This window comes from Halalkalibacter sp. APA_J-10(15) (assembly GCF_023017105.1).
Taxonomy (GTDB): domain Bacteria; phylum Bacillota; class Bacilli; order Bacillales; family Bacillaceae_D; genus Halalkalibacter.
The window spans coordinates 99360-123905 of record NZ_JALKEV010000012.1 but is presented as its reverse complement, the minus strand read 5'-3'; the positions used below and the strand labels follow the sequence as shown (position 1 = coordinate 123905).

Sequence of the window (24546 nt, the reverse complement as noted above, 5' to 3'; positions counted from 1 at the left end):
ATTTATTGTGAAAAATAAGCTACTTTTATAAAGAAAATAATTAAAGCCGGTGAGATTTTAATTGTCGTAAAATCTCATCGGCTTTTCATTTCAGAGGAGGGTTTAGTCCCAGCCTCTTCTACTCAGTCCTTATTTATTTTGCATGAGGAATATTCCCCCTTACTCAATTTCTTTTTTAACCATTCAAGTGCTTCTTCTCTCGTGTCAATCTCCCCATCTAGTTGTAAACATGTAAGTTGAAAAAGGATCGATTTAAATAAAGGACCTGGTGTTAAACCATTTGCGATTAAATCATTACCAGTAAGGAGTGGAATGAGTTGGCTTCTTCTTAGCGTATAAGTCCAAATCCATTCATCAGCCTCGCGTATACTGTAAATGAGTAGGCTTTTTTCCTGGATATAGTGTAGCTGTTTATGGGCAGAGCCAAACGAATAAAATGCTTCCTGTTGACCTTCTAGTTCACGAAGCTCATCGAGTAAGCGCTGGTGTTCAGATGATAGAGCATATGAACGCAATAGTTCTTCGTTTCGATCTGTTAAGAACACGAGAAGATACAGGTAAACATCTTGTACGCGGTGCTCTTTTAAAGAGTTGAGCATTTTGGTTCGTTTTGCTGTTAAAGTGGTATTGAATAGTTCTTCCCAAATGGATAGTTCATCTAGTTTTTCGATTCCGCGAAAAAGATGATCCTCTAATGCTAATAATTTCAACTCTCGCATCAATCGATGCGGACTAATGAGCTTAACCATATGAGCTGCATCGAAAGCTAATTGCATAGTTTGTTTAGCTAAATCATAGTTGAGTCGAAGAGCAAAGCGAATCGCTCGGAATATCCTCGTAGGGTCCTCAACAAAGCTTAATGAATGTAGGACTCGAATTTGTTTCTTTTGCAAGTCATTTCGCCCTTGAAAATAATCAAGTAATGTTCCAAACTTGGTTTCATTTAATTGAAGAGCAAGTGCATTAATCGTAAAATCTCTTCGACTTAAATCTTCGCGTATATTAGACGCTCTCACACTTGGAAGAGCACCTGGTTTGTCATAATATTCCGTACGGCACGTGACTAAGTCAATTTTGTGATTGTTTTCGGTTATCCATGTCGCTGTACCAAAGTCGTTATGAGCTTTATACGTGCCACCTAATGATTGGACAAGCTGTTCAGCAAATACAATCGCATCCGCTTCGATGACAATATCAATATCTTCGTTTCGTTTTTCAAGTAATAAGTCACGTACTATTCCACCGACTAAATAGATTGGATGCTGCCTATCATCGGCTATTTGACCAATTGCTTTTAGTAGTTGCACGATGGAAGAAGGTAATTGACGATTCATTTTTTTTATCATTGACTTTTGACTAATGAGTTGTTGATCTTTTTCTCTTGGGAGTGATTGATGTAGCTCCTCTATTAAATCAGTTCTTGAAATGATTCCGACTATTTTTCCTTCTTCTGTAATAGGTATTCTTCCTATATTGTGTTTCATCAACGTCGATTGAATCGTCTCAATGGAAGCATCTTTTGGCAATGTTATAATGTTGGTAGACATATATCCTTTGACGGGAGCATGGCCAAGGCCGTGATGGATCGCTTTATCGACATCACGACGAGAGATGACACCAATTAATTGTTTTTTTTCATTTAACACAGGAAAGCCTGTATGTCCGTATTGAAGCATTTGCTCGAGTGTTGATTGAATCGTAACATCTGGATGGACATATTTAACAGGTGAAGTCATCATATCCGCTGCTGTTAATGGTACTTGAAAGATTCTGCTTAACGAGGACTGGACTTGTTTCACTGCATCAGACAGTGAGCTTCTTTTGATCGTTGCAGAGCCGGCTTGAGCGTGACCACCGCCACCTAAGCTATGAAGTAAAGGTTGAAAATCAATTCGTTCAGAACTACTTCGAACAACGACATAGACATGTTTGTTCATCTTGACTGTAACAATCACTGCGTCACAATGAGTCATCTCCAATAATTTTCTCGTTAATGTAGCTAGCCCACCTTGATAGTTACTTTGCTCATGCTTGGTCATAAAAAGGCTTAACCCATCCTTTTCAATCTCACTTCCTGTTAGGAGTAATGTTTGAAGTAATTGTCTATCTTCAAGTGATAAATCAGCCTCAGAAAATCTCTCAATTAAAGATAAATCCATTCCGTTTTGCATTAAAAATACCGCTGCTTGTAAATCCTCCGTTCTTGTTTGTGGGTAAGTGAAGTTTCCCGTATCAGTATACAATCCGAGTCCGAATAAGGTTGCTTCGAACGGGGATAATTGGATATGCTGCTTCATCATAAGTTCAATAAAAATCGTAATGGCAGCTCCATATGGCTTAATGATTCGTTGTTCTGTAGGATCAGCTTGCTTTTGTTGATGATGATCATAAATCATCATTTCGTAATTATATAATCGCTTAATAGGAACACCTGTTCTGCTTAGTGATGACACATCTACGATGATAAAGGTGGTGACCTCATCCCATTGAATGTGCTCATAGGCAAAAAAGGACAGCTTATCCCGGTATATAGCTAGAAATGATTTGACCGAGGCTTGCTGCTTATCCGTTAGAGCAACGATCGCATTTGGATGAAGCTTCTTAGCCGCTAACATACAGGCAAGTCCGTCAAAATCTAAATTTACATGTGAAACAATCACTTCCATGAATCGTACCTCTTTCATCCATATAATCTTTCTAATTGGTTTCTTTTACAAGCATAGCGATTCATAAACGGTTGGTCAACGTTGCTCCTCGATCATCAATCCTTTTGTTTGTAGTGTAGGGGGTTCATAAGCATGTTCCATTTTAGTTCGAGAAGGCTTCACCTTTAGGAATGAGTAATACTCTTTTAAAATGAGTGATTTAAACCTACCTATGAGATCGGTCCCTGTATTTTTTGATTCCGTTAAAAAATGTAGTAACTTCATAGTGTTTAGGGTTAAATGGTTGTCTTCGTTAATGTGCAGCCCTATTTCTGAAAAAGGCTCATCATATTGCTGTAAAATGTTATGGATTGCCTCAGTATGGCAAGTCCCTGCAACACGATCATATTGAGAAAGAGCCGTAATGGCGTTGTTGAATTTATGAATAAGCTGCTCTGTTTGATAAATAAAGGTTTCATTCGCATTTAGCTGTTCTATAGCTTTTTTGAGCTCTTGCTCATGATGATAAAATTGCTTAAATTCGTCTTTTAAATCTTGTAAAGCCCGGTAATAACGTTCGTAGGAAAGGATAAAGTTATCGGCAGGGTATTTTGTTTCATTTGCTATTGGTCGTGTTGCTTCAATCTCTTCAACAGCATGAACGCCTGTCGAGGAGGTAAGGCGATTGACATAATTAGTGCGAATGCGCTCAATACGTGTGCGGTTATAGCTCATTTTCATCCCTCCTTTGGATGGATTGCTTTTCTACTACATATATTCCCTATTTTATGAAATGAAACCTTTAATTTCAGGAAAAATAGTTAGGAAAAGCAGGACTTTGACGTTGGATAACGAAAAGTGTATATTCATAGTCATTAATACAACAAAGAAGTTGAGTGAGGAGGTCCTAATGAAGCGTTTAGCGATTGTGTCTGATATTCATGGAAATATCCCAGCACTTGAGGCTGTACTAGAGGACATAGGGTTACGGTCAATAGATGAGATCATTTGTCTTGGTGATTTGGTTGGCAAAGGTCCTGAATCAAAAAAATCTGTTGACATAATTAAACAGCATTGTGACCATGTCGTCATGGGGAACTGGGATGACTTTATCACTAAACCAACTGATTATGAAGTGATTAAGTGGCATCAGGAGCAATTAACTGATGAGGACGTTCAATATTTACGAAGCCTTCCTCATTCATATGAGTTTTGGTTAAGTGGTCAGCTGATTCGTTTCTTTCATGCATCTCCAAGAAGTGTCTACGAGAGAATTCAACCTTGGGACGCGATTGATGACCGCATGAGTTTATTTCAAAATAGTGAATTAACAGCAAATATTGCAGGGGAAACAAAACCGAACATCATTATTTATGGAGATATTCATAATGCTTACATTCAGCATCATAAACGGCAGACGATTATGAATGTAGGAAGCGTCGGTAATCCCCTTGATCAAGTACAAGCATCATATGTGATCCTAGAAGGAATCCGTGATCAATTAGAAGAAGGGGTATTTTCCATTCAATTTATGCGTGTTCCATACGATGTAGAATTGGCGATTCGGCGAGCAAAAGAAATGAATATGCCTGAATTAGAAGAATATACGTTAGAACTTCGGACAGGACAATATCGAGGAGCGAAATGAAAAAAGAACGGTGTCTGTCCTGATAAGGGAACAGACACCTTGTAAGGATAATTTTCTATTCTTGATCAGCAGCAGCGTTTCCTCTCGTCATTTTAGAGATCGTTGTTCGTTCTTTTTTGTTTGCAGGTTGAACAGCATCCTTGCTTTCAATCATGTTACGCTTCGATTTTGAACGTTTACTCATACTAGCAAACCTCCCCTTCATTTGTATTTAATCACCCATATTGTGTCCTAATTCACGTTACTTTATCTAAGGTGAAAAAATTGAGGACACTAATCAACTTTTTCATTGCACTGATTTGTTCAGAGAAGGGCTCGGCTCCGTACGATACACGTATTTTTGAAATAACTCCACTTTTATGGAAGCTTAAGTCCTTGTAGCGACTACGCATGACGCATTTAAGAAAAGCCGCTTGCAGTTTTTTTATTCAAAAATATAACCGATAGTTTCTAGTGCTTGATCAATAGTCTCCACTGTTACATTTGCTTTATTAGCTAGTTCCTTCAAGGGGTGAACTAATGATTTAGGTCTAATTATGATCGTTGGTTTGTTCATGTTAATCGCTGTAGCCGCATCCATTGCTGTATTCCATTGTTTATACGTTTCTCCGAATAATGCAATAACGATATCAGATTTTCGCATAAGGACCTCGGTCCGGAAATTATTAATATCGGATGCTGCATCATCTCGGTAAACGTTTCCAGGTTGCTTTCCTAATATGTCCTCACCGACACGGTCAGAGCGGTCATGATTCGTTTGAGGTGCAACAAAAGTTAAAGGTAGACCTTGTTGCTTTGCTTTTTGAATGACCTCTTCCCGCCAATGGTCATGAATTTGACCAGCTAAATATACAGTTAGTTCCATCTTTTTACCTCCCGAATGGTTACATATAATTTGTTATTTCCCATTTTGTACGTATTCTAAACATATTTATAGAGGCCGTTCAAAAAGGGCTATTTTTCCCTTTTTGAATCACCTCTTGAACACCTCTTATAAAAGGTATCACATATCACCAATCAACTTTAACGTGTAGGTTTGGAAGTAGTTGGGGCTTTTTGTAGGATAATCCAGATTGTGATCATGACAGTGACTAGAAGGAGAAAGCTGTTCACAAAGTTAATTGTGATCATATACTCCTGAAACTCAAGAAACAAACCCATTAACCAGTGTCGAATATTCGCTATTAGATTAATAATAAGAACGATCGCTAACACACTTCCACCGCCTATTAATCCGAACCGATAGAAGAGAGAGCCTATTAGTAGAAAAGCTGTTAGTAAGAAAAAGCAGACAAAGAAATCAAGAAGTAATGTATAGATCCATGTTTCGTTTAACGTTGTTAATTGAATCGTTGTATATAGTTGAAAGTGATCATTTTGTGTTAAGCGATTGAACAAGGATATCACTTCAGTCATAATAAGAGAAACGGTTGCCATGAATAGTGACAATATGAGATTAAACAACATGACGCTTACAACAAAACCTGAACGTGTTGATCCCATTTTGATCATAAATGGAAAGCTGTCTTTTACCGTTAAGTAACCTGAGAAGCCACAGAAGAAAAAAATGGCCATACTTGGTGAAATAATGATCGTTGTTTCAAGTGAGAACGATAGCGACAATGCAAATAATAGTAATACACTAGCTGTAAAGATAGACCAAAATACAACTAATGAAAAACGAAAATCGTTATAAAGGAAATAAGTATTTGCTCGAATATCACGATACATAAGGCTTTCGCTCCTTTTTGGTCGTCAAATAAACCATTAATTCTTGAATATGACAATGTTCAGCTTCAATACCGGCTTTCTTAGCATCTGTTATCGTTGCATCCCCATATAAAATGGCCGTCTGTTTGCCCATCATTTCAGACTGATGCAAAACATGTTTATTTTTACAAAAAGCCTGAATCGCCGTTTTAGGACCACTAATCTTTAAGCTTTTTGCTTTTAATTGCTCTGCCGTCTCATGTAATAAAATTTGCTGATCTTTTACTAAAATAATCTCTTCGAATAAGTCACTTACTTCATCGATTAAATGGGTAGATAAAATAATCGTTCTTGGCTCAGCTTCATATTCTTCGAGTAAAATGTCATAAAATGTGTAGCGTAAGGAAGCATCTAGTCCAATGTAAGGCTCATCAAAGATGGTGATTGGAGAGCGGCTAGCAAGACCGATAATAATACCTAAAGCTGATTCCATTCCTTTTGACAACCCTTTAACATTTAAATTTTGGTCGAGCTCGAATACGTCAAGTAATCGAATTGCGACATCATTTGACCATTTTGGATAATAGAAGGATGCAATTTTTAGTGCATGTTTAATTTTGAGGCGTTGTTTGAAATTTCCACTCTCACTAACGAAACAAATTTGGTCTAATGCTTTCTTATTATTAAAAGGCTCTTCGCCATTAATCAAAACTTTTCCTTGATCAGGTAACATATGACCAGATAAAAGCTGGAGCATCGTTGTTTTACCAGCGCCGTTTCGACCGAGTAATCCGTATATTTTGTTTCTCTCAAGTTCTAGGTGAATCTCGTTTAGAGCAACCTTGTTATCATATGATTTTGATACGTTTTTAAAGGTAATCATGCTTCCTCATCCTCCTTAATAAGTGTAAGTAAAGCTTCGCTTGAAATGCCAATTCTCTTCGCTTCAGCTTTCAATGGAACAATGTACTCATCATAAAAATCATCCTTCCGTTTCTGCAAAATAATTGATCGTGCACCATCTGTAACGAACATCCCAATCCCTCGCTTTTTAAAAATAATCGACTGATCGACTAATTGATTAATGCCTTTTCCAGCAGTTGCTGGATTAATTTGATAATATTTTGCCAATTCATTTGTAGAAGGAATACGCTCTCCCTCGACTATTGACCCATCTAGAATACTCTCCTCGATCCTTTCAGCAATTTGCTGAAACAGGGGCTTATCGTCCTCGAAGCTGTTTGACATGTTCTCACCTTCGTTCATTGGTTAGTTACTTATGTAATTAACCATAAAGGTAATGAACGAAAAAGTCAATAGGGTATTTATTTAAATGATAAAAATACTGATATGTAAGACTTTGTATATGGGACAAATTGTTATATGGAAATATAAAATAAACTCTTTCAAAAAGAAAGGGACAGACCGTAGACAAAACGTCTTTGAGAATTTTTTCTCAAAGGCGTTTTTACGTTATTTCCTCTATTTTCTATTGGTGACACTGGAGGGTGGGTGTTTCTACAGTCTCAGTTGGCAGCGCCGTATCGTGGTAACTACTCAAAAAAAGCCTGTCGACTGTCTCGCTTTTGCGAGACTTTGTCGACAGGCTGACTCTTTCAAAAGGAAAGAGAAAATCAAAGGGTGCTAATCAGAGCCCTTAAAAACCCTCTCTTATACGTTGTCGTACAAAAAGGGAGAAGGATATATGGAATAAAACCAGTCAATTGAAAAGATAAACTTCTCAATGTCCTTAGTGTGAGTGTTGCTTTATTTCTCAGAAATTTTGGTTCATTACTCACTCACTTTAAATTGTTTCGTTAACTTAGAAAGCGATGACGATAAATCTGTTAATGTTAAACCAATTTGATGAGTAGTCTGTACTTGTTGGATTTGTTCATCACTCGTCGCCATCATTTCTTCTGAACTGGCAGATGTTTCCTGTGATATTGATGTTAAACTATGTGATGTTTGTTCTAAAGCTGGTAGTAAATGATTAAATTGTTCTACTTCCTTTTTCATTTGATCAAGGTTGATACCCACTGATGAGATTTCTTGCATAAGAGAGTCTAATGATTGTTTGGAACTGTTGGCCATTTTTAAGTTCGATTTTGTTTTATCTAGCATTTGATTGAATTCATTATTCGCTTCGAGCGTTTTTGCTTCCATATTGGAGATGGAGTCCGAAATCTGTTCAGTGGCCTTAGAAGATTGTTCAGCAAGCTTGCGAACCTCTGTTGCTACGACTGCAAATCCTTTACCGGCATCACCTGCTCGAGCAGCTTCGATAGTCGCATTTAAAGCTAATAATTTCGTTTGCTCGGCTATTTCATTAATTAAATCAACGACATTCATAATCGAAGAGGAATGTTGCTTAACATCTTTAATGGTTTGCGTTAATTGGGTGAAATCACCTAGAAAAGTATGGATCGTTTGGATAAGGCTAGCGACGGTTTTTTCTCCTTTTTTAGCTGAATCGCCTACTTCATTAGATTGATTAGCTAATTGTTCCATTTTAAGGAGCATTTTTTCAACCTTTTGATTCATTTGTTTAAGGTTAGTTAAATTACTTTCAGAGCTAATGGCGGTTTGTTCAGCGCCTTCCTTGACTACATGAATAGATTCAACTAATTGCTGACTTGATGTAAGGGAATTTTCTGAAGAAGTGCTTAGTTGTGTTCCTGTTACTTCTAATTCATGCGTAGTTTTTTTTAAGTCTGTTACCATCGAACGCATATGCTGAATCATCGCAATATAGCTTTTATGTAAAGATAAGATTTCAGGAATCGTGGTTTTTATTAATGGTGTTTGTTGCAAATCACCCTCTCTTACTGTTCTCATTGTCTGTTGCAAAATAGTTAATGGCTTAGTTATCGTTCGTACTAATAATAACATCAGTAGTGTCGCAATGATAATAATCGTAAAGCCTACAATAATAGATAGCTGAGACATGCGATGAACAGGTGCCATATACGAATGCCTTGGAATGATAATTGCATAAGTTCCATTGATTTCACTCATCTCACGAAACGTAATCGTATAGTCCATACCATCTAACTCGGTATGAATGATTCCGTTAGGCGAATTGCTCATGCTAGATATGATATCTTGAGTGATAGACGGAAGTGTAGTTTCACTCACGTTAAATGGAAACACATTATTCTCAGATACGTAAAGAAAGTCAGCCTCAATTCCTTCCTTTAGAAAGGTTTCATGCTGTTCTCTGATATTAATATTAAGAAGCTGCATAAAATAGTCATGATCACTCACATACAAAAAATGTAGGTTTTCTGCAATATGACCAATTAGCTCAGTCTCTCTTTCTAGTCGATTTTCCATTGAAGCTAAAGTTGTTCGTTCAGCGACAATGTAAGAAATAAGGCCTACTGAAGTGACTGAGATGGTTAATAATGAAAATAAGAGAATAAGCAAGCGTAAACGTAAATTCACTTTTTTCCAGAAAGAATGAAAGAAGTGTTCTTTCTTATGGTTCTTTTTACTCATTTCTAAATACCCCCTTTGATACAATAAGTTGATTGTATCAAAGGAATGTAAAGGGAATGTAAAGGAGATATATGTTTCATATAAAATTGTAGTATGAGGAGTAATTTAAGAGGAGCTACTATAACCATTGATTTAACTAAAGTGCTTGTAGTTGTTCGTTTCTAAAAACGTGACACAATCGAATCATTTTGCAAGTCATTTTAAGAAATGTTCCGGATTAAGATGAAGATTTCCCTCCACCTAGAATGGATTGCAATAATCCAGAAGGCAGCTTAAACGTTTCATTATTCCAGTCTAGCGATCGCAACGATTCTTCTTCATCTTGAGCAGCTTTAATATTCGTTACTTCCTTATGGATCGTTTCCATTTTATAATCTAATGCTGATGCAGATTCAGCTGCTTCTTTTAATTCATTAACTAGTCTTGTTGGGATCGTTTTGTTGTATTTATAAAAAATCTTATGCTCTAAACTAGCCCAAAAATCCATTGCAATTGTACGTATTTGCACTTCTACATAAACATGAATTTCCCGATCAGACATGAAAACAGGTACTTCAACTATGAGGTGAAGACTACGATACCCATTTGGTTTTGGACTTGCAATATAATCTTTCATCTCTATAACTTGAAGGTCCTTCTGACGTTGTATCATATCACAGATCGTATAAATATCTGATAGAAATGAACAAGTGATGCGTATGCCAGCAATGTCATGTACTTGTTCTTTAATACCATTTAAGGAAAGAGGGATTTTTTTACGTTGAATTTTCGTTAACAGACTTTCAGGTGATTTTAAACGAGAGCTAACATGTTCGATTGGATTGTATTCATGAATATATTCAAATTCTTGCTTTAAAATATCGATTCTTGTATCCATTTTATCAAGAGCAAACTTATACGCCATCATAAACCTTGTCACTTCATGTTTGAACTTTTTTAATTGACTCATATCGATTTTATCTGTATCCATAGCTAATCCCCTCAGCTTTACTTTTTCTACACTATTATTATGACAAAATAATGAATAAAATCAATGGAAAGGCTTTAATTTTCATGAAGATGACCGAATTATGGAAAACTATCAAAAAAAGAAGAAGATCACTGAAAAGAAATGGACTTTCTCTGTGACCTTCATGAAAGATTTTCTGAATACTAACGGTTATTTTGCAAATACATGGTTTCCAATTCTCGTCGTTTCGGTCCGAGTTGCAATCCAATGATTCGTAGCAATATCTGGATTATAGAAAAATAATGATCCTGCCCCCTGACCTCTAAATGCTAGAGCTTCATCGACTGCCCGTTTTGCTTCATCATCAGCAGAACGATTAATATGACCATTTTGTACTGGAGAGAAGGCATAGTGTCCAGATGGCGCGACTTCATGGATGACATTGTAGATCGAATTCGGAAAATCATCATGATCAACGCGATTTAAAACAACAGTTGCAACGGCTACCTTACCAGAATAAGGCTCTCCTTGTGCTTCTGCGTGAACAAGTCGCGCTAATAAGTCTCTCTCGGTCGATGAAATACTATTAGGAATTTGTAAATGCTCTCCAATATAAATGACATCCGACTGTTTACTATTTGATTTTTTTATATCATGAACAGAAACGCCATATTTTTGTCCTAATAGATAAAGAGTGTCTCCAGATACGACCTCATGTGTTGTTTGTGCTTGTACTCCTTGTGCGCCAATAAAGATCATGGCTGTTGCACATACTGTCATAATTATTTTTTTCATTGTGTGATTACCTCCTAAAAGTTGTTCGTCTACTAACCTAACAAAAAAATAGTAGCTTTTCTTTAGGAGTTATTTTCCATTTGAATGGTTTTAGCTGCTAGATTACTAGTAGCTGTAAAGCTGAGCTTGTTATCTTACATTTGTGTAACGAATGACGAAACACTATTGAAATATAAAATACTAGCTACATATACCTATTTTTTTTCATCCGTAACTAGAATGATATCGAACTGTAACATTTATCCTTTATAATGTTGAATGAGATTATGGTGAATAGGAGGAAAGTATGAGGTTTAGTACGTTGTTTTTTTGTTTTCTGGCTATGTGTTACTTGTTTATACCTTTACCTATCTATGGTGAAGAACTAGCTTCATTACATAGTGAGACGGCTGTTTTAATGGATACGACAAGCGGAAACATTTTGTATGAACAGGATAGTCAACAGCAGATGTATCCAGCAAGTATTACAAAGATTTTAACGGCTATAATGGCAATTGAAAAAGGTCATGTAGATGATACAGTTGTAGTACCGAAGGAAGCAACAGAAGTGATTGGAACTAGAGTATATTTATTAGAAGATGAAGAGGTTTCTCTATTAACGTTAATTCAAGGATTACTTATTAACTCAGGTAATGATGCAGGAACAGCCATTGCTCATCATATATCAGGTAGTGAGGAAGCCTTTGCTCTTGAAATGAACCGTTTTATTCATGATGAAATTGGGGTAAGTCGTACGAATTTTACAAACCCGCATGGGTTATTTGATGAGAATCATATAACAACAGCATATGATATGGCGAAGATTACGCAATATGCGTTGGAGAATGAACTTTTTCGTGAAATTGTAGCAATGAAAGAAATGGAATGGAATGGGGAAGGATGGGAAACGATAATCTATAATCACCATCGAATGCTGTGGGATTATGAGGGAACAACTGGTGTGAAAAATGGATTTGTTCGAAAATCTGGTTATACATTAGTAACTTCTGCTGAGCGAGATGGCATGGAGCTAATAGCCGTTACGTTAAACTCTCCATCTGCTTCACATGCATATGAGGATACAGCTGCGTTATTAGATTATGGTTTTGATTCTTATGAATTGCATACGTTAGAGTCCGGCGAAAAATTCAAAACGGATACGAAAAAGGTTTTTCAATTAAACGATGATGTACATTACGTTCAAAAAAAAGGCGAAAAATCCAGTGTATATGTCAATGATTCAGGGTTATTACGTGTAGTTGATGAAAACAATAATCGGTTAATGTCTTCTATATTAGAATTAGTCGAGACTGAAAAGAGCAATGAAGACGTTATAGTAGAAGAAGGAGAGGAAAGTGCAGAAGATTCGAATTCCTTCTTCTATCGAATTTTATCTTATTTTGGATGGGTATCTTAATAGGTATATAGATTGGGTGTGTAGAAAGAGTGAAGAGGGCACTGAAAAAATTTGGACTTAAGTTTTTGGTGCCTTTTAAGATGTTGAAACTTCTATAGGAGCATGCTCAAAAACCACCAAAAAATATGAAATTGCTACATTCGCTACGCATCTTGTGAAGAGAAAACGACTCACCACAAGACTTTAAAAGATGTAACGACTACACTCATTGCTTCTAGGTTATTCAAAAAGGAAGGGAAACAACGCCCATTTTGAACAATCACTATAAATTTTTCAATCGGACTTCTTTTACTTTGTGACCTGCGCCTTTTTTTAAAATCATATCGGCACGATGACGAGTTGGTCTAATGTTTTCTTCAAGATTTATGGCATTAATCGATTGCCAGATTCCTCTTGAAATCTCTTCCGCTTCGTAATCACTTAAATCGCGATATTGATGAAAATAAGATTCGGATTTTTGAAACGCGGTATTTCGTAATAGTTTGAAGCGTTCAATATACCAAGCTTGTATATTGCGCTCATCAGCATCGACATAAATAGAAAAGTCAAAGAAATCAGAAACGAAGACATGAGGAATGTGCTGATTTTTCTTGTTTACTTGGAGCACGTTAATTCCTTCAATGATGACGACGTCAGGGTTATCAATCGTTTGGTGAGTATCTGGCAATACGTCATACGTCAAATGAGAGTATAAAGGTGCTTCGATGCCAGACGTGCCAGATTTCAAATCATATAAAAAGTGAATGAGTCGTTCTATATCATAGCTTTCGGGAAACCCTTTTCTTTTCATTAAATTCTTCTTTTGCAAAATGGCATTCGGATAAAGAAATCCATCCGTTGTAATAAGTTCAACCGAAGGCTTTGATGGCCATCGTTTAATAAGCGCCTGTAATAACCTAGCAGTTGTGCTTTTTCCAACTGATACACTCCCAGCAATGCCAATAATATATGGTGTTTTTTTTGTTTGTTTCTGAAGGAAGCGATTTGTCTTACTATGTAATGATAACGCTTGCTCCATATTTAAATAAAGAAGTTGGGAAAGTGGTAAATAAACATCCGCAACTTCATCAGCAGATATTGTTTGATCGATACTTCCGATTTTTGTTCGTTCTTCGTCTGATAAAATTTCCTTCGTTGCTTCTGATAAATTTGCCCATTCTTGTCTTGTAAAGGTGGTATAAGTAGACAAGGGTGCTTTTTGATGTAGAGTTGACATACAAATCTCCTTTAGTCATGTTAGTAGGTACAATTAATTGATTTAATACTACCATTTCTTTCAGTGAAAATGTAACTAATTCGTTTTATAAGGGCATTGAAAAAGTTTGGTTTTTAACTTTTTCGTTGGCTTTTCGTATTGGGCGTGAATAATGCCTATTTTGAAAACCTGATACGAGTGTTTTTTTTATATCAAGTAACGAATGAAACCGTTGTTTGCCTAATCAAAGGTTGATTTGGAGGTCACTGAAAAAGTCCTTTCTAGTAACTCAAGGAAGAGTAATGGCTCCGCTCGTTGCGCGCCTTGCTATGAGAAACCCACTCATTGCAAGGCTTTCAAAATCGGGCAACGGCTACGCACATTACTTCAATGCCACTGAAAAAGTTAAAACCAAACTTTTTCAGTGGCCTCTTGATTTGCACTTCTTCAGTGGATTCACGCGGTTTTTTTTGAATAAAAGTAGAATTTCAAAAAGAAGTGTTCTAACATAGATTCTGTAGGAAGTTTATTGAAAGGATGCGATAAGATGAAGGTCATTATTGCTGAAAAGCCTTCTGTCGCAAGAAATATAGCAGATGCGCTTCAAATAAAGGGACGTAAAGACGGTTATTATGAAGGCAATGGATATATCATTACATGGGCCTACGGACATTTACTGGAGCTCTATGATGTAAAAGATTATGACGAAGAAAAAGCATCTTGGAAGTTAGAATACTTTCCATTTATACCACCAACATTTCAATATAAAGTAAAAAAAGATCGAAGGCAGGGCTCCTATAAGCAATTTATGCTCATTAAACGTTTAATCTCCCGAACAGATGTAGCAGAGGTCATTTCTGCGTGTGACTATGATCGAGAAGGTCAATTAATTGCCGATACAATTCTTCTGAAAATTGGGAGTAGAAAAAAAGTGTATCGTCTGTTATTAAATGAATGGACAGGGGAAGAAGTTCGAGCAGGTCTATTAAGGTTAAAGGATAACAGTGAGTTGAGTCCTTTACGTGATGCGGGGTTAAGTCGTCAATGGGCAGATTGGTTGTTAGGTATTAATTTGACGTCCGTTGCGACGTTATGTTACCAAAAAGGAGCGAGAAAAGGGGCTCTCAACGTCGGTCGAGTTCTTATGCCGACATTAAAGATCATTTATGATCGAGATCAAGAAATAGCGCAGTTTCAGCCAGAAGATTATTATAAGTTGAAAGCCCGTTGTCAAACGGCAAACAACGATCATTTTGAAGCGGACTATTATTTGAAGTCAAATACGTTTAAGGAGCGGAGCCAGTTAGATCATATAGCTGGATTACTTCAAGGGAAAAGGGCAAAGGTTGTGAAGAAGGATGTCAAGCAAAAGAAGGAATACGCTCCCCTTTTATTTAATTTGACTCATTTACAAGGCTACATAACGAGTAAATATCGCGGATGGACGTCTGATAAGGTGTTAAAAGTCGCCCAGCAACTATATGAGAAGAAGTGGATTACGTATCCGAGAACTTCTAGTGTTGCATTGGATGAGAGTTTAAAACAAAAGGCTGAGAAAGTTTTGCAAACGTTGAAAGCAGGATTGTCTTATGAACATAAACTAAAATTTCATCAGTCGAAACGAGTTTTTAACAATGCGAAAGTAGAAAGTCACAGTGCGATCATTCCAACATATGTCATTCCGAAATCGTTCACTCAAGATGAAAAGATCGTTTATGAAGCAATAAGAAATCGATTCCTCATGCAATTTATGCCAATAGCTACTTATGAAGAAACGGTGATTAAGCTAGTACCGTATGAACAGGTTGATGGTTTTTTTCGCGCAAAAGGAAAGGTTCAGTTAGAGAAAGGTTGGAAGGAGGTGGAGGATGATGTATCAAAGGATGTCATGCTGCCGTTGATTCACGAAAATGAAGACGTCCTTCTCCAGAACGTAAAAGTCGAAAAGAAACAAACGAAACCACCAAAGCCACATACGGAAAAGACATTATTGAAGGTAATGGAAACATGCGGGAAACATATAGAGAGTTCTAAGGAAGGCCAAGAGGAGAATGAATGGCTTGATTCAATATTAAGTGGTTACAGCATCGGGACTCCTGCAACGAGAGCTGACACGATAAAAAAATTAAAAAAGGTCGGTTATATTACGTTTAAAGAAAAGAATATAACGTGCACGGAGTTAGGTAAAAAGCTAGTTGAAACGTTGCCAATTAAAGAGTTATTTGATTTACATTTTACCGGTAGACTTGAGAAAGCTTTATCGGAAATTGAGAAAAATCGCTTACATAAGGATGTTTTTTTAACTTTTATTACAAAGCTAACTGGACAAATGGTTGACCGAATGAAGCAATCTGATGATGTGGTCATTAAACAGCAGTCTCCTTCATTGAAGACAAATGAAACTCTAGGTGCATGTCCAAGGTGTAACCATCAAGTTATTGAGGGAAAAAAGGGGTTTGGATGCAGCAATTGGAAAAGTGGGTGTACCTTTGTCATTTGGAAAAATGATCGTTACTTAGCTGCTTTAAATAAGAAGCCGACAAAAACGATGGTCAAATCGATTTTGAAACATGGAGAAGCGAAGGTGAAGGGCTTAAAAAGTAAAAAAGGAAAATCGTTTTCAGCGATTTTGAAATATGAATGGAAGAAAGAAGAAAAGCGTTATGGATGGACGATGAAATTCGAACAGAAGAGTAATCAATAATCAAGTTTGAATTACTTAAAGCTATGCGTGTGAACATGCAGAACACGCATAGCTTCTATTTTTCTTGATTTAACAGTGAGTTAATAAAGTCTCCTACTGGTACATCACGTACTTGATCAATGAGAATGTCGAGCTCTGATTTATTTGGAACATGTAATGAGCCTTCTAATAGAACTTGAATCGTTTTATCTTTATCGATTAATACCGATTGCACTGTTAATGCATTTGTTAACAGAGCGGTCACAACTGCAAGCGTATTCGGTGATAGTTGTGGCTTTTTTTTGTTGTTTTGATTTGGAGCCTGCTGAGGTTGAAATGGCGGTGGCGGTGATTGTGATTGCTGATTATAGTAATACTGTTGTTTAGTATTATAGGGGTTGTAATGAGGTGGACCATTCTGATACATATAAACCCCTCCTTAATGGTTCGTTAAGGTTAATCATAAAGTAGTAATGGACTTGCTGGGTCTAAAGCATCGTTGTCAACATCCGCATCATTTGTAACATCGAATCCTGTTAAAAAGCTAAAGATAATGAATAGGATTACGACTAATAGGACCATTCTTTGTACGTTATCTTCCATGTTTTCACCTACTTCTAGCAAACGTCTTTATTTAGTTTATTCGCAATTGAAGTTTTTCGTTCATTATTTATGAATATCCCAATACATTTAAGAAGAATTCGTCTAACATGGTTCAATTTAAAGTGTTGTCTCATATAGTAGAACTAGGGAGGGTGTTGCATGGGAGTCGTTCGTACGGATAAATGGTTACAAGCATATGTAAAAAGCTATGGAGATAAGATGAATCGACAACAAAAGTGGATCATCGAACCGTTATGTTCGCTGTTCCAAACCGATCATGTTGATAGTCTTCAAGCTTATTTATGGCAATTAGGATTGTTTACTCCAGATCAACTGGTAAGTGAGGAGGACATCGATACGTGGTTACAGCTACACCCTTGGTCAATCGTGAAACAAGAATATGAACGGTTACGAAAAAAATGGGATGGACCCGCTTGTAAAATTTATATATTACCTCTTATCGATGAACCACCACCATTATTAAAGAAATTAGGGGAAAAAACAGGCATCACATTATCACATGCTATCGTTTTATTAATAAAGCCAACAATAACAAAAGAACAGTTACGAGCGTTAACCATTCACGAATATCATCATGTGTGTCGCCTAGCTCATACAAAGGAAAATGAAGAGAAAATGACATTATTAGAATCAATCTGTATGGAGGGTCTTGCAGAATGGGCTGTTAAAGAAGAGCTCGGAAAGCAGGAGTGTGCTGTATGGACACGATACTATGATGAAGCTTCTTCAATTGGATGGTTTGATCATTTTTTAAAACCGTTTCTTTATAAGAAAGGAAGAAAAGCGTATCACACTTTACTGTATGGTGATCCAAACACAGGTGTTCCACTTTGGTTAGGATATTATGTAGGTTTTAAATTAATTGAGTCTGCAGCAAACCAATATATATCGACGAAAAATATGCTTACTGTTGATGCGAGCTCATTATATAAGTGTTCCTCCTATTTTAAAACAGAACGATGAAGTGTTGTCATTTAAGGAGAGGTGATGGTTTAGGATAAAAATTAAAAAGCAGGTGAAAAAAATGATTCGATTGTTTTTCCTCATCTTAGGCTTTGTCTTCGCTGTGGTCGGTGGGATTTCGTTAGTTGCCTATTTAAATTTATTAACGACTGGCTACGAATTTTCAATGTACGTATCATTTATCATTCGTCGGGTTGAGTTATATGTTTTTTTAATCGGGCTTATTCTTATCTTATTGAGCATTACGTATGAAATTTCATGGAGAAAAAGAGTTAAGAAGTGAAGGTAAGAAATGAAATCATGAATTCAGTGGAATAAACTGGTTGAGGTCTGCCTATACTGTGGATACAAAAGCTTACAGTTAGGAGGGCTATGGCTATGGTGGTCCATATCCGTGATGTATGGGTTAATTGGTTTGAAGGTGAGGAAAACGGCTATAATGTGTGTGAGTTTCATGAATGGCGTAGTGATGACCGAATTGAAGTATTAGACCAAGCTATTTTAGCATGGGTGAATCGAAATTTGTTTGATTACATTGAAAATCAATTACTGGAGTTACCAGAAGAGTTGTTGGCGTATGTTCATCACCAAAGTTACTTACGCAAAAATATGTCGCGAATCCAACTGGATTATTGTTTTATTGCGACTGATGGTGTACGAATGATTGCGATTGATACTATGGGCTATAAGACACCAATTCGTAAAAGTCGCTTAACACCAAGACAAGAGCAGGCAGTCTATGAAAAAATAAAACAGGAGAGCGTCAAACGATTTTCAGTAGAAGAGGCAGTGGAAAAAGAGTATCATATCCTTTCGCCTCATCCTCATGAACTAAAAGGGCTTACGCGTAAAGAGAGACAGTTAAAGCAGCTTTTGTATATGGCGTTAGATCAATTATATTCTACGGGTACGGATGCAGAAGTGCGCTATTGGTACACAGAATGGTGCCCTCAGGATTATGTTAGGATTCAAATGTTAACTCGAGAAGATGCTTGGACTCAATTGTATGCAGAGGTTAAGGATGGATGGAGTACACAACATGAGGCATTATGTGAAGCTATGGTAAAGGGACAAGCTTTCTTTGAGAAGTTATGGGAGTTGGAACAGAATGAAAGGGTTAAGTAGTGTTTGGAAATCGTTCAAATTTATTGGGTATAAAATATTTACATGATTTATGAACTCTCCTATAATAATAAGAAGGACGATCGGTGAAGGGAGAGCTATCATATGGATGGATTTGCTTATGCAGTTATGCAGATTTTAACGGTTGTAATCTTAGTGGGAACATTAGGCTTATCATTTTTCGTAGGGAAAATCATGAAGCGTAATGCAGGTTATTAATCATATAAGAATTGTAAAAAAGAGGATGGGACAAAACCCTCCTCTGAAATGAAAAAGTCGGTGAAATTTTACGATAAGTAAAATTCCATCGACTTTTTTTCATTATTTCTTACTCTTTAAAGTAAAGGGCGGTCCCAGCCTCTTTCGTTCGAATGCATGCCGTTTATCTTCCTAATCCCATTGCTTTTTCTGCTTTTTTCATCATTTTAGTGGCCACTTTGTTCGCCTTTTCCGCTCCGTGATCAAGAATTTTGTCTAACTCATCAGAATTAACAAGTTCATAATATCGGTCTTGGATCGGCTTTAATGTTTGAACAACAGCTACAGCCAAATCGGATTTAAATTCACCATAGCCTTTTCCGCTATAAGTTGCTTCTAGTTCGTTTATGTCGATACCTGTGCATAATGAATAAATGGTTAATAAATTCGATACGGCTGGTTTTGTTTCTCTGTCAAAGTGTATAGTGCCTTCAGTATCTGTTACTGCACTTTTTATTTTTTTCGTAATCGTTGCTTCATCATCTAGCATAGAGATGTAGCTTTTTGGATTAGGATTTGATTTACTCATTTTCTTATGTGGATCGTTTAATGACATAATACGTGCTCCAACCTTAGGAATTTTCACTTCAGGAATGGTGAAAATGTCATTATGCTTTTTGTTAAAGCGTTCGGCTAAATCGCGAGTCAATTCAAGGTGTTGCTTCTGATCTTCTCCAACAGGCACAATATCTGTTTTGTATAACAAAATATCAGCAGCCATTAATGGAGGATATGTTAGTAAGGCTGAAGATACAGCTTCTTTTCCTTCAGATTTATCTTTAAATTGTGTCATTCGTTCAAGTTCACCTATGTATGAAACACATTGCATAATCCAACCTAATTGTGCGTGTGCTGGTACTTCAGATTGGATAAATAAAGTCGATTTGTCATGATCAATTCCAACTGCTAAATATAGGGCTGCTAGGCTTTTAATATTCTTTTTTAGCTGTAGGCGATCTTGTGGAACGGTGATCGCATGTTGGTCCACGATACAGAAATAACAGTTATAATCTTCCTGCATATCGACAAAGTGCTTCATCGCACCTAAATAATTTCCTAATGTTAATGTTCCACTCGGCTGTATTCCAGAAAATACTGTTTTCATTTTGTCCATCCTTTCTACAATTCCATAAACAAATCATACCAAAACAGAATGCAAATGCCTAGAGAGAGCTTAATTTTGTATAGGGTGTTTCATTCTTGCTTATGCTTACCTCTAAGACGTAAAATCCATAAGATCAAATTTAGGCTTAATAATGCGAAGAAGATCACATCGACTGATAAGGAATAGAGGGAAAGAAAAAGGATATAACCAGCTAGCAGGAGGATTGCACACAATTGAATAAGCTGCAACAATGCCATTTAAAAATCTCCTTTACTTATTTGCATGATTTCAAAAATTGGGACATACGTTTCATTATAACAGCTCAAACAAGTGAGGGGTGAGAGAATGATCTATCAAAGTAAACAGATATTTTATCGTGCTGCACTCATCGTGTTATTATGTGTGGTCGGTTTTATGTACAGTCAATCACAATCAACATTTCAACAGTTAGAGGAATCTGTAGCAAACATGGTCAAACCAGGTGTTCAAATTGGACAACAAGCGAAGGAATTTTCTCTTCATACGTTATCAGGTAAGAATGTATCGCTTAACGATTATAGAGGACAAGGAATAGTCCTACATTTTTTTGCTACTTGGTGTGCACCTTGTCAAGAGGAAATGCCTTTAATTGTCGCTTTAGACGAGCGCTTAAAGAAAGCAGGTAGAGAATTGGTCGTCGTGAATTTGACAAGCCAAGAGCAAAGTAAGTCTGAGGTGAAGCCGTTTCTTGATTATTTTCGAGCTTCCTTTGATCCGATGATGGATGAAGAGGGAGAAGTGATGGAATTATATGAAGTGATAGGGATACCAACGACTCTCGTTATAGATGAAGACGGAATCGTTTTGGAACGGATTAATGGAATGCTTTCAGAGGAGATCATTGACTCTGTCATTTTTAAGCAGTGACAAGATCATTGTGAAAGGGTCATTGAAAAAGTTAAAGACCAACTTTTCCAATGACTTTCGGATTAGTAGCCTTGGGCGACGTTTTGCAGTTGGTCAATTTGCTGATCTAAGCGTTGGAGCTGTTGCCTCGCTTGTTCATCGCTAATTTTCCGATAATGGTGATTTCCGCCTGGCTCTTCGTCGGCTTTATCTGCTAATGCGACAACGTGTTGGAGAGGGTTTAATTGCAAACGACCTCCAGGTAAATAGGAATCTGTATGAAAAAGAATGGCTAAAGCAATCTCCTTGGCCTTTTTCGGATGCTCCCCTAGACGTATGAGTAATTTATGAGCCCGCTCTGACCCTTTAATTGCATGAATATCATTTTCCTTGTATAGCTCGTAATCCCATTGGCCATTACGATACCACGTATAATGACCGATATCATGTAAAAATGCAGCTTTCGTTGCCGTGTCCGTTTCAACATTATATTGATGGGAAAGTTTAAACGCATGGTAGGCACAAGCGATAGCATGAGCCATGCCAGATCGTTTTATATACTTTTGAGTAATTGGATGTTCAAATACATCAATTAACGTAACATGTCTCATAATATCCTCCTTACGTTTTATTAAAAAAGTGTATTTTTTCTATTATATAGATTTACATTCTTTTTGACAAATGAAATTTTTACATTCACGGTAGTTGAAAATGGCTTCAAGGGAAGGCGACGGTTTAGTATCTCCACGTTTGTTTTAAAAAAACTCCACTTTTCAGACAAATGTAACATCATTGTAGACTACGTGCTACGTAATGAAGAAAAGGCTACTACGCAGTTTTTCGTAGCATTTTATGTTATAGTTAATATAGTAATGAAAGGAGTGAAATAAAAATGGCCTCCACACACACGTTTACGAAGCAAGAGGAAATCGCTAATGCAATTACACACGGTTTAGGAGCACTGTTAAGTGTTGCTGGACTTGTTTTATTAATTGTATTTTCATCGATATATGGATCAGCCTTACACATTGTAAGTTTTACGATTTATGGTGTAACTATGCTTTTGTTATATTTATCATCCACATTAGTGCATGCTTTTCCTCCTGGGAAAGTGAAAGACTTATTTGAAATTTTCGATCATGCTTCAATTTATTTGTTTATAGCAGGTACGTATACGCCTATTTTATTTATTGTCATTCAAGGTGCGCTAGGTTGGACGCTATTTGGTGTTATTTGGGGAATAGCAACAATAGGTGTCATTTTTAAAGTGTTCTTTGTAAAACGTTTCTTATTTTTATCTACGTTATTTTATATTGCGATGGGATGGCTTGCGATTATCCCGATGAGCACGATTGTTTCTACCTTATCAACAACAGGTATGGTTCTGCTAGTTGCAGGTGGTGTTTGCTACACATTTGGGACGATCTTCTACGTTTGGAGAGGGTTTAAATTTCATCATGCTATTTGGCACTTATTTGTTCTTGCTGGTTCAATCCTTCATTTTATTATGATTTTATTCCATGTACTTCCACTGTCATAAATTCGGTTAAGGGATATAGAGGGGGAAGAAGCATGTTTGTGACATTAAAAGAGCTTGCTAAATATTTGGATTTGCCTGTAGCTTATTTAGAGCAGCAAATCCAAGAAGGGAACGTGAAAGCTCTTTTTGACGGTGAAAATTGGCTTGTTAACCAAGACTACTTTGAACGTCATAAGGAACAGCTTGAGCAATTAAAAAAGCAGCTTTTAACAGAGCTTGAATCACTTACCGATGATTGGGATGCTAAAGATGAGGATTAGTACATAAGCTAAAGATGACCACAAAACCAGAAAGAAATGAGTGAGACATATGGGGGAGAAATTGGTTTCTGTGCTCTTAATATTGATGGTGAGCTTTGTAAATCCAATTTTTGTACATGCTGAGCAAGAGCCAAACGAACAAGCAAAAAATCATTCATTGAAGCAAATAGGAAAGGGAAGCTTGCTATTACCTGAAATGTTGCCACGATTTACCCATGATTCTGGCTACAATTTCCCTTACCCAGACGATGGAGTGAGAGGCATTTATGTGACTGGTAATTCGGCTGGTGGGCAACGATTTGAAACGTTGCTTGAACTCCTAAATAGCACGGATTTGAATTCAATGGTGATCGATATTAAAGATGATCATGGATATTTAACTTTTAGACCTGATGAAGATTCTCCGTACTATGATATTTCTCAGAATTTCATTGGCGATATTGACGGTTTGATGAAAACACTAGAAGATAACAACGTGTATCCTATTGCCCGGGTCGTTGTTTTTAAAGATTCTGTTTTGGCAAAAGAGAAGCCCGAGTGGTCGTTTTTAGAGGACGGACAAGTTTGGGAAAATCGACGCAACGAATCTTTTGTTAACCCATTTTTGCAAGAGGTGTGGGATTACAATGTTGAGATTGCTGAAAAAGCAGCACAGCTCGGTTTTAAGGAAATTCAATTTGACTATGTTCGATTCCCAGAAGGATTTGAAAGAAGGGATGAGGATTTAGAGTATGAGGTTGGAGAATATGATGGTGAGGATGACAATGTACAAAAGCGTGTAACAGCAGTAACGGATTTTGTTGCATATGCGAGAGAAAGACTTTCTAAATATGACGTAGATGTATCTGTAGATATTTTTGGTTATGCGGCGACCATTAGTGAAGCACCAGGAATTGGTCAAAATTTCGCAAATATTTCTGATAATGTAGATGTCATCTCATCGATGATTTATCCGAGTCATTGGACTCCGTATTTCGGTATAGATAAGCCAGACTTATATCCATACGAGTTAACGAAGGCATATGCGGAAGTGGAAAATGAAGTACTAGCTCAGTTAGATGATCCACCAGTATCTCGCCCGTGGATCCAAGATTTTACTGCAAGCTGGTTAGGGTCAGGGAATTACATTAAGTATGGCAAAGATGAAGTCGAGGCTCAAATACGTGCGTTATATGAAGAAGACATTAACGAATTTTTGCTTTGGAATGCCTCGAATCGATATACAGAAGGTGTCGATTACCTAAACCCGTCATGAACGAGTAATAAT

The 24546-nt window shown here is 36.9% G+C and carries 26 protein-coding genes; 10 read left to right on the top strand and 16 right to left on the bottom strand.

The window, feature by feature from the left end:
- Nucleotides 1-122: 122 nt before the first annotated feature.
- Together MW695_RS14960 and MW695_RS14955 are read right to left on the bottom strand one after the other, a co-directional pair.
- A complete protein-coding gene (locus tag MW695_RS14960; protein WP_247106133.1) occupies nt 123-2666 on the bottom strand; it encodes a CBS domain-containing protein in 2544 nt (847 codons plus the stop codon).
- 75 nt (nt 2667-2741) lie between these two features.
- Nucleotides 2742-3380, bottom strand: coding sequence for a hypothetical protein (locus tag MW695_RS14955; RefSeq protein ID WP_247106132.1), 639 nt, complete (start codon nt 3378-3380; stop codon nt 2742-2744).
- Between the two features lie 175 nt (nt 3381-3555).
- Between MW695_RS14955 and MW695_RS14950 the strand changes: the two genes are divergently transcribed.
- Nucleotides 3556-4293, top strand: a complete 738-nt coding sequence (locus MW695_RS14950; RefSeq protein WP_247106131.1) for a metallophosphoesterase family protein — start codon at nt 3556-3558, stop codon at nt 4291-4293.
- A 55-nt stretch (nt 4294-4348) separates the two neighbouring features.
- Here the strand turns inward: MW695_RS14950 and MW695_RS22720 are convergent, their stop codons facing one another.
- The 8 genes from MW695_RS22720 to MW695_RS14915 all read right to left on the bottom strand — a co-directional run bounded on the left by MW695_RS22720 (nt 4349) and on the right by MW695_RS14915 (nt 11248).
- Entirely contained in the window at nt 4349-4477 is a 129-nt protein-coding gene (locus tag MW695_RS22720) for a hypothetical protein (RefSeq protein WP_260505917.1), read from the bottom strand.
- A gap of 240 nt (nt 4478-4717) precedes the next feature.
- On the bottom strand, nt 4718-5158 hold the full coding sequence (locus MW695_RS14945; protein WP_247106130.1) for a YtoQ family protein: 441 nt from the start codon (nt 5156-5158) through the stop codon (nt 4718-4720).
- 158 nt (nt 5159-5316) lie between these two features.
- Nucleotides 5317-6024, bottom strand: a complete 708-nt coding sequence (locus MW695_RS14940; protein ID WP_247106129.1) for a hypothetical protein — start codon at nt 6022-6024, stop codon at nt 5317-5319.
- A complete protein-coding gene (locus tag MW695_RS14935; protein ID WP_247106128.1) occupies nt 6014-6886 on the bottom strand; it encodes an ABC transporter ATP-binding protein in 873 nt (290 codons plus the stop codon). Before MW695_RS14935 ends, MW695_RS14940 begins: the two co-directional genes overlap by 11 nt.
- Entirely contained in the window at nt 6883-7269 is a 387-nt protein-coding gene (locus MW695_RS14930; protein WP_247106127.1) for a GntR family transcriptional regulator, read from the bottom strand. Before MW695_RS14930 ends, MW695_RS14935 begins: the two co-directional genes overlap by 4 nt.
- A 525-nt stretch (nt 7270-7794) precedes the next feature.
- Nucleotides 7795-9504, bottom strand: coding sequence for a methyl-accepting chemotaxis protein (locus MW695_RS14925; RefSeq protein ID WP_247106126.1), 1710 nt, complete (start codon nt 9502-9504; stop codon nt 7795-7797).
- 217 nt (nt 9505-9721) lie between these two features.
- The gene (locus tag MW695_RS14920; RefSeq protein WP_247106125.1) at nt 9722-10474 is read right to left on the bottom strand and encodes a GTP pyrophosphokinase; all 753 of its coding nucleotides are present in this window, start codon (nt 10472-10474) and stop codon (nt 9722-9724) included.
- A 189-nt stretch (nt 10475-10663) separates the two neighbouring features.
- Nucleotides 10664-11248: a cell wall hydrolase gene (locus MW695_RS14915; protein WP_247106124.1), complete on the bottom strand. Its 585-nt coding sequence runs from the start codon at nt 11246-11248 to the stop codon at nt 10664-10666.
- A gap of 286 nt (nt 11249-11534) precedes the next feature.
- Here MW695_RS14915 and MW695_RS14910 point away from each other — a divergent pair, with 286 nt between their 5' ends.
- Nucleotides 11535-12644 (top strand): D-alanyl-D-alanine carboxypeptidase family protein, encoded by a 1110-nt coding sequence (locus MW695_RS14910; RefSeq protein ID WP_306421197.1) that lies wholly within the window; start codon nt 11535-11537, stop codon nt 12642-12644.
- 262 nt (nt 12645-12906) lie between these two features.
- On the opposite strand, the gene coaA is transcribed toward MW695_RS14910, so the two are convergent.
- Nucleotides 12907-13860 (bottom strand): type I pantothenate kinase, encoded by a 954-nt coding sequence (gene coaA, locus MW695_RS14905; RefSeq protein ID WP_247106123.1) that lies wholly within the window; start codon nt 13858-13860, stop codon nt 12907-12909.
- A 526-nt stretch (nt 13861-14386) separates the two neighbouring features.
- On the opposite strand from coaA, the gene MW695_RS14900 reads away from it, so the two are divergent.
- A complete protein-coding gene (locus MW695_RS14900; protein ID WP_247106122.1) occupies nt 14387-16543 on the top strand; it encodes a DNA topoisomerase in 2157 nt (718 codons plus the stop codon).
- 55 nt (nt 16544-16598) lie between these two features.
- On the opposite strand, the gene MW695_RS14895 is transcribed toward MW695_RS14900, so the two are convergent.
- Both MW695_RS14895 and MW695_RS14890 read right to left on the bottom strand, forming a co-directional pair.
- Nucleotides 16599-16949, bottom strand: coding sequence for a hypothetical protein (locus MW695_RS14895; protein WP_247106121.1), 351 nt, complete (start codon nt 16947-16949; stop codon nt 16599-16601).
- A gap of 29 nt (nt 16950-16978) precedes the next feature.
- Entirely contained in the window at nt 16979-17125 is a 147-nt protein-coding gene (locus MW695_RS14890) for a hypothetical protein (RefSeq protein WP_247106120.1), read from the bottom strand.
- Between the two features lie 159 nt (nt 17126-17284).
- Here MW695_RS14890 and MW695_RS14885 point away from each other — a divergent pair, with 159 nt between their 5' ends.
- From MW695_RS14885 to MW695_RS14875, 3 genes are all read left to right on the top strand, one after another.
- Nucleotides 17285-18109, top strand: a complete 825-nt coding sequence (locus MW695_RS14885) for a DUF2268 domain-containing putative Zn-dependent protease (protein ID WP_247106119.1) — start codon at nt 17285-17287, stop codon at nt 18107-18109.
- A gap of 61 nt (nt 18110-18170) precedes the next feature.
- Entirely contained in the window at nt 18171-18392 is a 222-nt protein-coding gene (locus MW695_RS14880; protein ID WP_247106118.1) for a YuzI family membrane protein, read from the top strand.
- Between the two features lie 98 nt (nt 18393-18490).
- On the top strand, nt 18491-19234 hold the full coding sequence (locus tag MW695_RS14875) for a DUF3603 family protein (protein WP_247106179.1): 744 nt from the start codon (nt 18491-18493) through the stop codon (nt 19232-19234).
- Between the two features lie 379 nt (nt 19235-19613).
- Here the strand turns inward: MW695_RS14875 and trpS are convergent, their stop codons facing one another.
- On the bottom strand, nt 19614-20594 hold the full coding sequence (gene trpS / locus MW695_RS14870; protein ID WP_247106117.1) for a tryptophan--tRNA ligase: 981 nt from the start codon (nt 20592-20594) through the stop codon (nt 19614-19616).
- 89 nt (nt 20595-20683) lie between these two features.
- Nucleotides 20684-20851: a hypothetical protein gene (locus MW695_RS14865; protein WP_247106116.1), complete on the bottom strand. Its 168-nt coding sequence runs from the start codon at nt 20849-20851 to the stop codon at nt 20684-20686.
- 88 nt (nt 20852-20939) lie between these two features.
- Between MW695_RS14865 and MW695_RS14860 the strand changes: the two genes are divergently transcribed.
- Entirely contained in the window at nt 20940-21500 is a 561-nt protein-coding gene (locus MW695_RS14860; protein ID WP_247106115.1) for a TlpA disulfide reductase family protein, read from the top strand.
- Nucleotides 21501-21562: 62 nt separating this feature from the next.
- On the opposite strand, the gene MW695_RS14855 is transcribed toward MW695_RS14860, so the two are convergent.
- Nucleotides 21563-22090: an HD domain-containing protein gene (locus tag MW695_RS14855; protein ID WP_247106114.1), complete on the bottom strand. Its 528-nt coding sequence runs from the start codon at nt 22088-22090 to the stop codon at nt 21563-21565.
- Between the two features lie 281 nt (nt 22091-22371).
- Here MW695_RS14855 and trhA point away from each other — a divergent pair, with 281 nt between their 5' ends.
- The 3 genes from trhA to MW695_RS14840 are packed head-to-tail and all read left to right on the top strand — an operon-like array spanning nt 22372 to nt 24534.
- On the top strand, nt 22372-23019 hold the full coding sequence (gene trhA, locus MW695_RS14850; protein WP_247106113.1) for a PAQR family membrane homeostasis protein TrhA: 648 nt from the start codon (nt 22372-22374) through the stop codon (nt 23017-23019).
- Nucleotides 23020-23051: 32 nt separating this feature from the next.
- On the top strand, nt 23052-23279 hold the full coding sequence (locus tag MW695_RS14845) for an excisionase family DNA-binding protein (RefSeq protein WP_247106112.1): 228 nt from the start codon (nt 23052-23054) through the stop codon (nt 23277-23279).
- Nucleotides 23280-23328: 49 nt separating this feature from the next.
- The gene (locus tag MW695_RS14840; RefSeq protein WP_247106111.1) at nt 23329-24534 is read left to right on the top strand and encodes a putative glycoside hydrolase; all 1206 of its coding nucleotides are present in this window, start codon (nt 23329-23331) and stop codon (nt 24532-24534) included.
- Nucleotides 24535-24546: the final 12 nt, after the last annotated feature.